Below are 12,428 nucleotides of genomic sequence, written 5' to 3'. Positions count from 1 at the left end.
ACTACGCGGTGAACAGTTACTGATGTGCTGCGTTTATCACCCTATGTGGGGTGACGCGTACAGCCTTCACCTATTTTAACCCTATGCCACTGTGGTTTTGGGGGTTATTTGACTAGGATTTCGGTGTGCGAACCATTTGGGACTTTAGTGTTGGTGTTATACGTGATGCGGCTGCAAGTATCCGCAGCTGGCCGCTGTGGCGGAAGCTTGTTGTCGGGTTGCTTGTGGTCGGCATGATTATTATCACGTTTACTGTGAAGGTGCCGTCTTTGGCCACGATGAATGCGTGGGCTGCGGGGACGGGCAGGTGGTTTGTGATGGTGTTTGTGTTTGGTTATGTGGTGGTAACGCAGTTTCCGATTCCGCGGACGATTTTCACGTTGAGTTCGGGGGTGTTGTTTGGCCCATGGTTGGGGATTGTGGTGGCGCTGACGGCGACCACGGTTTCCGCCGCGGTTTCACTCAGCGTGGTGCGGTATTTGTTGGGGGATTGGATGGCGCCTAGGTTGGCGCATCCGGCGGTTTCGGGGATTAATGCCAGGTTGCGGGCCCGGGGATGGTTGGCGGTGACATCGCTGCGGATGATTGCTGGTGTGCCGTTTTCGGTGCTGAATTATGCGGCGGCGTTGACGTCGGTTCCGCTTGTGGGGTTTACGGTGGCCACATTGGTCGGGTCGGCCCCGGGTACTATTGCCACGGTTTTCCTTGGTAACACCTTAACGGGGAAGGCGGATCCCACCATTATGGTGATTACTGTGTGTTTGACCTGTGTGGGGGTTCTTGGGCTGGTTTTTGACCGGAAGCTGCCGGTTCGGGAAGGCTAATTGGGAAGTCGCACCGCCTCCTGGGGTTTCCAGGCAGGCGGTGGGTTGGTGGTTACCGACCTTGGGGTGGCATGCCGAACTCGCCGGGCGGGATTTGGTGTTGCGGCTGCTCAAAGCCACCATCTGATGGTGGCGGGTTATATGAGGGTTGGGGTTGCGGCTCCCCACTGTTCGTCGTGCCGGGTTGGGGTACTGCCGACGGCAGGTCGTCGACAGGCAGTTGGGCTGTGGCGTTAGCCGCGGCGACGACGGCTTTGATTTCCGGGTCGGAGGTGGTTTTGAACCATTCGTCGGTGTTGTCGTCGGCGTCTGCCGGCAGGGTGGGGGCTTGGGGTTCGTAGCGGAATACCCCATCATCATCCTTGTGGGCGAGGGCTTTGGCGAACTGTTCCAGGGAATCACCGAATTGGCTGGGGATCATCCACATGGTGGCGGCCTGGCCTTCGGCAAGCTTGGGGAGTTTCTCCAGGTACTGGTAGGCCAACAGTTCGGGGGTGACCTCAGAGTGGCTGATGGCGGAGTTGATTTTCTCGATCGCTCGGGCCTCGCCCTGGGCCTGGAGGTATTTGGCGGCGCGTTCACCCTCCGCACGGAGGATAGCTGCCTGCCGCTCGGCCTCGGCCCGGAGAATGGCCGCGTGTTTTTCACCCTCGGCGGTGAGGATGCGGGCCTGTTTCTGGCCCTCGGCGGTGCGAATGTCGGATTCGCGCTGACCTTCGGCGGTGAGAATCATGGCGCGTTTTTCGCGCTCCGCCTTCATTTGCATTTCCATGGATTGTTGGATTGATGGCGGCGGGTCGATTGCTTTGAGCTCCACCCGGGAGATCCGCAGCCCCCACTTGGTGGTGGCGCCGTCGAGTTCGCCGCGGAGCCGCCGGTTGATGATATCGCGGGAGGTGAGGGTTTCTTCCAAAGTCATGCCGCCCACCACGTCGCGGAGGGTGGCGACGGAGATTTGTTCCACACCGACGATATAGTTGTCCACCCCGTAGATTGCCCGGGCGGGGTCGTTGATTTGGAAGGTCACCACAATGTCAATGGCCACGGTGAGGTTGTCTTGGGTGATGACGGCTTGGGGCGGGAAGCTGACGACCCGTTCCCGGGTATCAACCCGGGCCCGCACCCGGTCGATGAAGGGGATAATCATGCCGGTGCCGTCGGATATAGTGCGGGTATAGCTACCCAGTCGTTCGATAACTGCCGCTTCACCCTGGGGCATCAGCACCACTGCTTTAGCGATGAATGTTGCTACCACCAGGATGACAACGGCAATGAGAATTAACGTTGCAATGTCCATGTTGTTGTACCCATCGTGCTATTTCGTTTCTTTCCACACAACCGCGGTTGTCCCATCAATCGTGACGACGCTGACGCGTTCGCCGACGGAAAAGTTATGAGCTGGGTCCAGGCTGCGGGCTGACCAGATACTCCCGTCAAGGCGTACCTGGCCGGCGTGAGCACCTACTGGTTCTAAAACTTCCGCGGTGGCCCCGGTGAGGGCGGCCGGGCTGGTATCGAGCGCCGGAGCGCGGGTGAGGTGGCGGCGTAGCAGTGGTTTTAAAAACAGGAGCAGCCCTAAGGACATGAGGGCAAAGATGATGAGTTCTATGCTCAGCGGTACATGGAACATCGCCACCCCGGCCGTGGCTAGCGCTGCTAGGCCCAGCATGAGGAAGGTGAGCTCTCCTGCTGCGAGTTCTAGGCCGATGAGCGCAATCCCGGCGATCAACCATATAAGTGCTCCCACGGCACCCAAGCTTACCGTAAATCCGCTTTCGTCAGTTCTGGGGTGGTAACGAAATCCACAAGCCGTTCCACCGCCCCTATCAGGGTGGAATCGATGTCTTTATAGGTGCTCACCGCCCGATAGACCCGGTTCCAGCCCTCCTTCGGGTTTGCCCACCCCAGGCGGGCACACACCCCGGTTTTCCAGTCTTCACCCCGGGGAATGTCGGGCCAGGCGCGGATGCCTAACCGTTCCGGTTTCACCGCCGCCCAAATGTCTATATAGGGGTGGCCGGTGACGAGAACGTGCTCCCCCACTCGGTCGGTGAGGCGGGTTTCCTTGGAGCCGGCCACGAGGTGGTCGGCGAGCACGCCTACCCGGCGACCCTGGGCGGGGCGGAATTCGGCAAGCCGGTGGGGCAGGTTGTCGAGCCCTTCAAGATATTCGACAACAACGCCTTCGACGCGAAGATCGTGGCCCCAGATTTTTTCGACAATGGCGGCGTCGTGCACGCCTTCCACCCAGATGCGGGATGGAGCGGCGACTTTTGCGGGGGCGTCTACTACCCGGGTGGAGCCGGAGTTGGAGCGTTGGGGCCGAGCTGCCGGTTGGGGTTTGGTGAGGGTGGTGCGGATGCCGTCGACGAGGAACGCGCCGGGCCGGAGTTTGAAAAGGCGGGTTTTTCCTTGGTTGTTTTCGAGCCGGATAAAGTCGCCGTCGTAGGTTTTTTCGTGACCAACAATGGCCCCCACATAGCCGTCGGCAAGCACTTCCACCACCTCACCGAGGGCGGCGGGCTGGGTTGGGTAGGTGGAGGCTGCGGGTTTGCGGGTGAATATGTCGCCGTAGTTTCTCATGCCGCATAACGGTACCGACCAGAAGCGGCAAGGTGGGGGTTACTCGCCGGGGTGTTATGCGGTGGCGGTGTGGAGGAGTCGGGTGGGCCTGGCCGGTCGGCAGCAGCTGGTTTCGCAGGGCTCGCCGTTTTTGATGCAGCCTTTGCTGACGATGGCACCCACGTGGCGGGGCGGGGCGATACCGAGGGATTCGTCGATGAGGTCGACAATGAGTGCGGCGAATTCGGTGGTGTGGCCGACGGTGGCGGCCCGGATGACGGTCATGCCGAGGTTTCGGGCTTCGTCTTGGAGCTCGTTGTCGAGGTCCCAAATGACCTCCATGTGGTCGGAAATGAATCCGATGGGGGCGACGAGGAGGTGGGTTTCGCCGCGCTGGTGGAGAAGCTGGGCGTGATCCAAGATGTCGGGTTCCAGCCAGGGGATTTTTCCATTACCGGAGGCGGACTGCCATACCACGTCGTAGTCGGCGACACCGAGGCGACCTGCGATGAGCCGGGCGGTTTCGTGAACTTGGCGGGAGTAGAGGGCGCCGTCGGCGTCGGTGCCGGAGCGTTGGTCGGCGACAACCGGGATGGAGTGGGCGGTGAAGACGAGCCGAATATCGTCGCGGCCTATCCCCTGATCGGCGTATTGCTGGTAGGCGTTGCGGATGGCGTGGGCGCCGGCTTCGATGAATGTGGGATGGTCGAAGAATTGCCGCAGCCGATAAAAATCAATGGGGGTTTTGTGATGCTCCGCCAGGTGGTGGCGCATTTTTTGGATGTCCTCCCCGTATTGGCGGCAGCCGGAATACCCACCCCAGGCGGAGGTGGCGAAAACAGCAACGTTGCGGTGCCCGTTTTCGGCGAGTTCGAGGGCAATGTCGTTAGCGTAGGGGTGCCAGTTGCGGTTGCCGAAGTAAACGGGCAGGGTGCTACCCCGGCGGCGGAGTTCGGCCTCGACGTTGGCGATGATTTCCCGATTGCAGTCGTTGAGGGGACTGTAGCCATCAAAATGGTGGTAGTGGACAGCAACCTCATCAAGGCGGGACGCCGGTATTCCCCGCCCCCTGGTGACGTTTTCCAGGAACGGGCGGACATCCTCGGGTTTTTCCGGTCCGCCGAAGCTTAAAACAAGGAGGGCATCGACAGGGGTGGGGGTGTTCATGAGTAGTAAGAGTAACAGGTCAAAAGATGTAAATAAAACCACCCCCAGAATTTAGGATTAACCTATAATCTAAGGATGGTTTTGCTTTTCGACGCCTAAAGCAGCCGAACCACCTGTGGGCTCATGCCACCCCACCTGACGGGGGAAACCACAACTTCCGAACCCGATTGGGGGGCTTCGATCATTTGGCCATCCCCCAAATAGATGGCCACGTGGTCCTCGGCGTTAGCCCCATAGAAGATGAGGTCACCGCGTTGCATTTCTTGCGGGCTCACCTTGGTGCCGAATTGGTACTGGTAGCCGGTGTAGTGCGGCAGCGCAATGCCCACGCCGGCGAATGCGTACAGGGTGAGACCGGAGCAGTCGAACCCTACCTTTTCGAAGTCGCCAAAGGAGTCGGCCACGCCACCGTCACGAATCCCCAGGGTGGGGCCGTTCGCGTCTCCCCCACCCCACGCATAGGGCACCCCCAATTGGGATTCCGCGCGGGCGATCACGGTCTCGATCTTGGAGGCCCGGTCCCCGTTGAGGTTGATATTGGCCTGGTCGGAGCCAGCCCCGCCGGCTTCGCTGAGCTTCTTCAGCAGATCGGCCACGGATCCGGGGCCATTGCTGCTGAGCGCGTGCATGTCGAGGGTCAATTCCCCATCTTTGACCTTATTGGCCTCCTGGGTGGGGTTGGTGCTACCCCCCTGCGACTGTGCCGGCGCCTGCGTTTGCGCCTGGTCCTGGGTGTCCTCATTCTCCTCCTCATCGTCGTCCTCGTCATCAACATCGTTTTCGGTGAGGGTGATGTTCTCGGCAACAGGCTTGAGGTTTAAAGAGGTGTGATCCGGCTGGGAGGAGCCCACGATCTTGGCGATGGAATCGGCAATGGCCGTGGCCTCGGTGGGCTTGGCCTCGGACTTCTGCTTGGCCGGCGTTGTTGGCGTTGGCGCAGCACTCGTGGTCGCCTTGGCGGTGGTGGTTTTCTGCTTCGCCTGGATGGTGTCGAGCTCTTTTTGGGCGGCGTCCCGGCTGGCGACCAATGCGGCATGCTCGGCCTGGTGTTGCTTGAGCTCGGCGGCCGCGTCGTCGATAGCCTTTTGGGCATCCTGCTTGGCCTTGTCGGTTTCCTGCTCGCGTTTTTCCGCCACGTCGCGGGCGGCCCGTAGGCCGGATTCCTCATTGGTCTGCTGGGTGCGGAGCTTATCGAGCTCCGTCATGGCGTCCCGCTGCTTGTCGGCATTGGTGCGCAACAGTGTGTGGCGATCTAAGGTGTCTTCCGCCTTGGGTTTGCTCACCACCCCGCTGATGGCAGACGAGGAACTGCCCCGATAGACAATATTGGATATGTCGTCGAGGACTTTTTGCGCCTTGGTTATTTGCCCCTGGGTGGTATCGAGTGCGGCGCGGGCCTGATCGGCCTCGGTCCTGGCCTTGGTGGCGTCGGCCTGGGCTGAGTGGAAATCAACCAAGGCCTTATTCACGGCCTCCCGGAGCCGCCCCATCTTTAATTCCAGGGCGGCAATGTCGGAGTTCGATTTTGACAACGCTGCGATAAGACCGTTGACATTATTGCGCGCCTGAACGACGTCGGCGTTGGGGGCGGCATGCACTACCGCGGGGGTCGATATGCCGAGACATACTGCGCTGATCCCTCCAGCTACTATGCGGCTTAGTCTTGTCACAGATGGCTCCTGGTGCACATTGATTTGGTCCGCCATATGCTTCCCCACATATGCGAACAAGTGGTTTCATGTTATAAATGTCGACTCTCGTGTCGACATCTGCAACACTAACGACTTAGGAAACATAACGCACTTTATTTCAATTTGGTTACAACTTTAACTCAAGTCACGATCGTAACATTAGCCCCAATGACCTCGTGATTAACACAAGTGAAAAACCGGGTGTGATAATAATCACAAATTCCCGGTTTTCGGCGTTTTATCTTAACTATGGCTTAAAACTACAACTTTTTTCGAAGAGTTCTCTAGGTATAGGCCTTGATTCGCATGAGGCTCGCCCCCACCGCGGCCGCAACCACCACCAGCAACAGTGCCGACAACAACCCCACCGGCAGCGGATGGGCCAAACTGTCGGCAAAGCCCCGCACCCCCACGCCGTAATCCGGCTGCACCACCAATGACTGTTGCGCCTTTTCCAAATCCGCCCGCGAATACCTGGTGCTCACCACCGCGGCCGTCCCCGGCACCTTAACCACCACGGTGGCAATCCCCGTGTCCCGCGCCAACTCCTGGGCAATGTCGCGCATATCCGCCAACCGGGCGGGCGGCGCCTCCAAAACCGCGATCCCCAACTCCCCCACCCCTCGGGATGCCGCATAGTCCCTCGCCGCCATCAGGTCTCGGTGGAGCGCATCATTATCCCGCTCCAACGCCACCCCGTCGACAAGCAATTGTTCGGACAAGTCAGAAAGATTGACGGACTCTGGAACCATAACGACTCACTCCTTGGAAATAGCACGGTGATACCTTTTATTTAATAGGGAGCGACACCAAACCGAAAGTCTCCCCCTGATGGGGGCAACCTTGATGGTCAAACCGGGCGGCGTAGACAAGCGGAAGCAAAAACTACCCAACAGAACGACCGTACTGTTAGAATGTGCGTCAGGCGACGTTCACCCCGATACTGTCGCACAAAGTCGCTGCGTACAAAGCCAGGTGGCGGCCACATACTGAACTCACTCATAGAATTGGAGCTCCCTCGTGACTGATAGCAAGAACTCCTTCAATGCCAAAAGTACATTGCGGGTTGGCGATAAATCTTACGACTATTTCGCCCTCAGCGCCGTACCCGGCATGGAGAAACTGCCTTATTCTTTGAAAGTGCTGGGGGAAAACCTCCTCCGCACCGAAGACGGTGCCAATATCACCGCAGACCACATCGAGGCCATCGCCGGCTGGGACCCCACCGCCGAACCCAGCATCGAAATCCAATTCACCCCCGCCCGCGTCCTCATGCAGGATTTCACCGGTGTGCCCTGCGTGGTCGACCTCGCCACCATGCGTGAGGCAGTGAAAACCCTCGGCGGCGACCCAGACAAGGTCAACCCCCTCAACCCCGCCGAAATGGTCATCGACCACTCCGTCATCATCGAGGCGTTCGGCACCGCCACCGCGTTAAAGCAAAACGTGGAGATCGAATACGAACGCAACGAGGAACGCTACCAATTCCTGCGCTGGGGTGCGGAAAACTTCTCCAACTTCCGCGTGGTGCCCCCCGGAACCGGCATCGTCCACCAGGTCAATATTGAATACCTGGCCCGCGTCGTGTTCGACAATGAGGGCCTCGCCTACCCCGACACCTGCATCGGCACCGACTCCCACACCACCATGGAAAACGGCCTCGGCATTCTCGGCTGGGGCGTGGGCGGCATCGAAGCGGAAGCCGCCATGCTCGGCCAGCCCGTCTCCATGCTGATCCCCAAAGTGGTGGGCTTCAAACTCACCGGCGAAATCCCCGCCGGCGCCACCGCCACCGACGTGGTGCTCACCATCACCGAAATGCTGCGCGAACACGGTGTGGTGCAAAAATTCGTGGAATTCTACGGCAACGGGGTCAAGTCCATTCCGCTGGCCAACCGGGCCACCATCGGCAACATGTCGCCGGAATTCGGCTCCACCTGCGCCATCTTCCCCATCGACGAAGAAACCATCAAATACCTGCACCTCACCGGCCGGCCGCAGGAACAAATCGACCTGGTGGAAGCCTACGCCAAAGCCCAAGGCCTGTGGCTTGAGCAAGACGCCCCCGAGGCCAAATACTCCGAATATTTAGAGCTCGACCTGTCCACCGTGGTGCCGTCCATCGCCGGCCCGAAACGCCCCCAGGACCGGATTCTCTTGTCCGAGGCCAAGGAAGCCTTCCGCCGCGACCTGCCGAACTACTGCAACGACACCGAAACCCTGCCCGCCACCACCCTCACCGACACGTTCGAGGCAAACTATAACTCCTCCCGCCCCGGTAGTGGGGAATCCGCCGCCGAGGGCGCGGAAGGCCGCCTGTCCCACCCGGTGACTATCGCCTCCCCGCAAGGCGGCGAATACACGGTGGACCACGGCATGGTGGCGATCGCCTCCATCACCTCCTGCACCAACACCTCCAACCCGTCGGTCATGGTGGGTGCCGGCCTGATCGCCCGGAAAGCCGCGGCGAAAGGCCTGAAAGCCAAGCCATGGGTGAAAACCATTTGCGCCCCCGGCTCCCAAGTGGTGGACGGCTACTATCAGCGCGCCGACCTGTGGAAAGACCTGGAGGCCCTGGGCTTCTACCTGTCCGGTTTCGGCTGCGCCTCCTGCATCGGCAACTCCGGCCCCCTCCCCGACGAGGTGTCGGCCGCCATCAACGAATACGATCTCACCGCCACCGCGGTACTGTCCGGCAACCGTAACTTCGAAGGCCGCATCTCCCCCGACGTGAAGATGAACTACCTGGCCTCCCCCATCATGGTGATCGCCTACGCCATTGCCGGCACCATGGACTTCGACTTCGCCACCCAGCCGCTCGGCCAAGACCAAGACGGCAACGATGTGTTCCTCACCGACATTTGGCCATCCACGGAAGAAATCGAAGCAACCATGGCATCCGCCATTTCCCGTGAACTCTACGAGGCCGACTACGCCGACGTGTTCAAGGGCGACAAGCAGTGGCAGGAACTCGACATTCCCACCGGGAAAACCTTCGCCTGGAACGAAGACTCCACCTACATCCGCAAAGCCCCCTACTTTGACGGCATGACCATGGAGCCCCAGCCGGTCACCGACATTCACGGCGCCCGGGTGCTGGCAAAACTGGGCGATTCGGTCACCACCGACCACATTTCCCCCGCATCCTCCATCAAACCGGGCACCCCGGCCGCCCAATACCTGGACGCGAACGGTGTGGCCCGCAAAGACTACAACTCGCTGGGCTCCCGGCGCGGCAACCATGAGGTCATGATGCGGGGCACGTTCGCTAACATTCGGTTGCAGAACCAGTTGGTGGATATTGCCGGTGGCTACACCCGGGACTTCACCCAGGAGGGTGGTCCGCAGGCGTTCGTGTTTGATGCGTGCGAGAACTATAAGGCCGCCGGTATCCCGTTGGTGGTGCTCGGTGGTAAGGAGTACGGTACGGGTTCGTCTCGTGACTGGGCTGCGAAGGGCACGAATTTGTTGGGTGTGAAGGCGGTGATTACCGAGTCGTTTGAGCGGATTCACCGGTCGAATTTGATTGGTATGGGGGTTATTCCGTTGCAGTTCCCGGCGGGTGAATCCCATGAGTCATTGGGGCTGGATGGGACGGAAACGTTCGACATTACCGGCATTGAGCAGCTGAATTCCGGTGTGACGCCGGAGACTGTGCATGTGACCGCGACGAAGGAGTCGGGTGATGTGGTGGAGTTTGATGCTGTGGTGCGGATTGATACTCCTGGTGAGGCGGATTATTACCGTAATGGCGGTATTTTGCAGTATGTGCTGCGTAATATGGCTAAGAGCTAGGTAAATGTTTGAGTTGGCCCGGGGTTCCCGGGCCAATAGTTTTTTAAGGAGTGGTTATGCCGGTGGTGAGTTCGTCGGAGTTGTCGCAGCGGCGGCAGGAGATTTTGGATGGGGCGCGGCGGTGTTTTGCGGAGCATGGTTATGAGGGGGCGACGGTGCGCCGGTTGGAGGAGACGATTGGGAAGTCGCGGGGGGCAATTTTTCATCATTTTGGGGATAAGGAGAATTTGTTTTTAGCGTTGGCACGGGAGGATGCGGCGCGGATGGCTGAGGTGGTGGCGGCGAATGGGTTGGTGGAGGTGATGCGGGATATGTTGAAGCATCCCGAGCGGCATGATTGGTTGGCCACCCGGTTGGAGATTACGAAGATGTTGCGGACGGATCCGACGTTTCGGATGCGGTGGCAGGAGCATCAGAAGGTGTTGGATGATGCGGTGCGGGCGCGGTTGACGGCGAATGCGCGGCGGGGTGGGTTGCGTAGCGATGTTGAGATTGGGGTGATTCACACGTATCTTGAAACGGTGCTTGATGGTTTTATCACTCGGTTGGCTTCGGGTGCGCCTACGGATGATTTGGAGGCCGTGTTGCATTTGGTGGAGTCGAGTGTGCGGAGCCAGTCGTCGGTTGAGTAAGGGAATGCGTGGGATGTTTTTGTTTGTGTCGTTGCGGCCGGCTGGTGAGTTGTATCATCAGGTGGCGGTGACGGAGTTTGCGGACTTTGTGCGGGCTACGGGCGTGGTTGATTGTGAGCATCGGATTATTGCGGGGGTGTCTGATGAGGTGGGGGATGTGTCAAGGTTTGCTGGGGTGATTGTGGGGGGTAGTTCGTTGAATGTGACGAATGATGCTTATGATGCGTATCAGGTGCATGTGCATCGGCAGTTGCGGTTGCTTGTCGACGCTGCTACGCCGGTGTTTTTCATTTGTTTCGGGGCCGGTTGGTTGGCGGATGCTACCGGGGGTCGGGTGGATCGGTCGCATGCGGAGTCGAGTGGGGGAAGTGTGGTGGAGTTATTGCCTGCCGCATTGTCGGATCCGGTGTGTGGGGGGTTGCCGGATCGGTTTATGGGGTTGACGGGGCATACGGAGTCGATTGCCGAAGTGGGGCCGGGGGTGACGGTGTTAGCGTCGGGACCGACGTGCCCGGTGCAGCTTTTCCGGTGGGGTGGGAATAAGTGGGCGTCGCAGTTTCATTGTGAGATGGATGCGGCGGCGATGGAGGCCCGCATGCGGTTTTTTATTGACTATGGTTATTTTTCCCGGGCGGATTTCGCGTCAATTGTGGCGTCGTTGGGTTCGGTTGATGTGCGGTGGGCGCATCGGGTGTTGCAGAATTTTATTTCGTATTGTTTGAGTGAAAGAGTCGCTGATGTTGCCGTTTTTGCTTCTTAGTCACCGGCCGGAGGATGAGGCTGCACATGCGGAGCATCATTCGTTTCGGCGGATCATGGGGTTGCGTTCCGAGGAATTGGTGCAGGTTCGGATGAACCTGGAGCAGCCGGAGCTTGATTTTGCGGATTATTCGGGCATTATTTTGGGTGGCGGGCCGTTTAATAACACGGATATGCGGAAGTCGGTGGTGCAGCGGCAGGTGGAGGCGTATGTGACTCCGATTGTGTCGCGGGTGGTTGCTGAGGATTTCCCGTTTTTGGGGGCGTGTTATGGGATTGGGGTGGTTGGTTCCGTGGTGGGGGCGACGATCAGTCGGGTGTTTGGGGAGAAGCCGGCGTGTATCACGGCGTCGTTGACGCCGGAGGGGGCGAGGGATCCTTTGTTGGCGGGGATGCCGGCACTATTTGACACGTTGGTGGGTCATGTGGAGGCGGTTGAGACATTGCCTAATGAGGCGACGTGTTTGGTGAATGGGACCGATTGTCCGGTGCAAATGTTTAAGGTGGGGTCGAATGTGTATGCGACCCAGTTTCACCCCGAGTTGGAGTTGCGGACGTTTATTCAACGGTTGCAGATTTATGCGGATAACGGGTATTACGAGCCGTATGAGTATGATGCGATCGTGGCGGGGGCGGCGGCCGCGAACCTGGAGACCGATAATCTGATTCTTCGTAATTTCCGGGATCTTTATGCCAGGTGAGGTATGGCGGCGTAGCATGTGACGCATGTTTGCGATCATGACTGTTACCGGCATTGACCATGTGGGTATTATTGCCGCCGTGTCCACGGCCTGCGCCGAACTCAATATTAATATTCATAATGTGTCCCAGACGCTGATGGATGATTATTTCACCATGATTCTGCACGTGGCGTTTGACGAGTCGGAGGTGGATATCACCACGATTCAGGAGAAAATGACCGAGGTGGGTGAGCGGGAGAAGCTGGTTATCCGCATTCAATCCCAGGCCATTTTTGATGCCATGAACATTATTTAGGG

Annotated in this window: 12 protein-coding genes; 6 read left to right on the top strand and 6 right to left on the bottom strand. The window is 59.1% G+C overall.

The features are described 5' to 3' along the window. Nucleotides 1-125: 125 nt before the first annotated feature. A complete protein-coding gene (locus HBA49_RS05770; RefSeq protein ID WP_005526386.1) occupies nt 126-824 on the top strand; it encodes a TVP38/TMEM64 family protein in 699 nt (232 codons plus the stop codon). Between the two features lie 52 nt (nt 825-876). Here HBA49_RS05770 and HBA49_RS05765 read toward each other — a convergent pair whose 3' ends face one another. The 6 genes from HBA49_RS05765 to HBA49_RS05740 form a co-directional block, all read right to left on the bottom strand. Next, on the bottom strand, nt 877-2,121 hold the full coding sequence (locus tag HBA49_RS05765) for an SPFH domain-containing protein (RefSeq protein ID WP_005525656.1): 1,245 nt from the start codon (nt 2,119-2,121) through the stop codon (nt 877-879). Between the two features lie 18 nt (nt 2,122-2,139). Further along, nucleotides 2,140-2,571, bottom strand: a complete 432-nt coding sequence (locus HBA49_RS05760) for an NfeD family protein (RefSeq protein WP_005521113.1) — start codon at nt 2,569-2,571, stop codon at nt 2,140-2,142. Nucleotides 2,572-2,582: 11 nt separating this feature from the next. Continuing rightward, nucleotides 2,583-3,407 carry a DUF3097 domain-containing protein gene (locus HBA49_RS05755; RefSeq protein WP_005525902.1) on the bottom strand — a complete coding sequence of 275 codons (825 nt, stop codon included), beginning with the start codon at nt 3,405-3,407 and terminating at the stop codon, nt 2,583-2,585. 54 nt (nt 3,408-3,461) lie between these two features. After that, nucleotides 3,462-4,553 (bottom strand): ferrochelatase, encoded by a 1,092-nt coding sequence (locus HBA49_RS05750; protein ID WP_005526082.1) that lies wholly within the window; start codon nt 4,551-4,553, stop codon nt 3,462-3,464. A 95-nt stretch (nt 4,554-4,648) separates the two neighbouring features. After that, a complete protein-coding gene (locus tag HBA49_RS13125; protein WP_005521108.1) occupies nt 4,649-6,259 on the bottom strand; it encodes a DIP1281 family NlpC/P60 protein in 1,611 nt (536 codons plus the stop codon). Nucleotides 6,260-6,528: 269 nt separating this feature from the next. Then, nucleotides 6,529-6,996 (bottom strand): Rv1476 family membrane protein, encoded by a 468-nt coding sequence (locus HBA49_RS05740; RefSeq protein ID WP_005525522.1) that lies wholly within the window; start codon nt 6,994-6,996, stop codon nt 6,529-6,531. Nucleotides 6,997-7,264: 268 nt separating this feature from the next. Between HBA49_RS05740 and acnA the strand changes: the two genes are divergently transcribed. From acnA to HBA49_RS05715, 5 genes are read left to right on the top strand one after another with little or no spacing between them, the layout of a single operon-like run. Next, entirely contained in the window at nt 7,265-10,039 is a 2,775-nt protein-coding gene (gene acnA / locus HBA49_RS05735; protein WP_005526118.1) for an aconitate hydratase AcnA, read from the top strand. 56 nt (nt 10,040-10,095) lie between these two features. Next, nucleotides 10,096-10,671 carry a TetR/AcrR family transcriptional regulator gene (locus tag HBA49_RS05730; protein ID WP_005526551.1) on the top strand — a complete coding sequence of 192 codons (576 nt, stop codon included), beginning with the start codon at nt 10,096-10,098 and terminating at the stop codon, nt 10,669-10,671. 13 nt (nt 10,672-10,684) lie between these two features. Continuing rightward, nucleotides 10,685-11,431, top strand: coding sequence for a type 1 glutamine amidotransferase family protein (locus HBA49_RS05725; protein ID WP_005526242.1), 747 nt, complete (start codon nt 10,685-10,687; stop codon nt 11,429-11,431). Next, the gene (locus tag HBA49_RS05720; RefSeq protein ID WP_005521100.1) at nt 11,409-12,131 is read left to right on the top strand and encodes a glutamine amidotransferase; all 723 of its coding nucleotides are present in this window, start codon (nt 11,409-11,411) and stop codon (nt 12,129-12,131) included. Before HBA49_RS05725 ends, HBA49_RS05720 begins: the two co-directional genes overlap by 23 nt. 25 nt (nt 12,132-12,156) lie before the next feature. Beyond that, the gene (locus HBA49_RS05715) at nt 12,157-12,426 is read left to right on the top strand and encodes an ACT domain-containing protein (protein WP_005521099.1); all 270 of its coding nucleotides are present in this window, start codon (nt 12,157-12,159) and stop codon (nt 12,424-12,426) included. The last annotated feature ends 2 nt before the right edge of the window (nt 12,427-12,428 follow it).

Origin of the sequence: Corynebacterium matruchotii, assembly GCF_011612265.2 — a bacterium.
In the GTDB taxonomy this organism is placed as follows: Bacteria; Actinomycetota; Actinomycetes; order Mycobacteriales; family Mycobacteriaceae; genus Corynebacterium; species Corynebacterium matruchotii.
The sequence above is the reverse complement of the archived record's forward strand: the minus strand, read 5'-3'. Positions and strand labels throughout refer to the sequence as shown.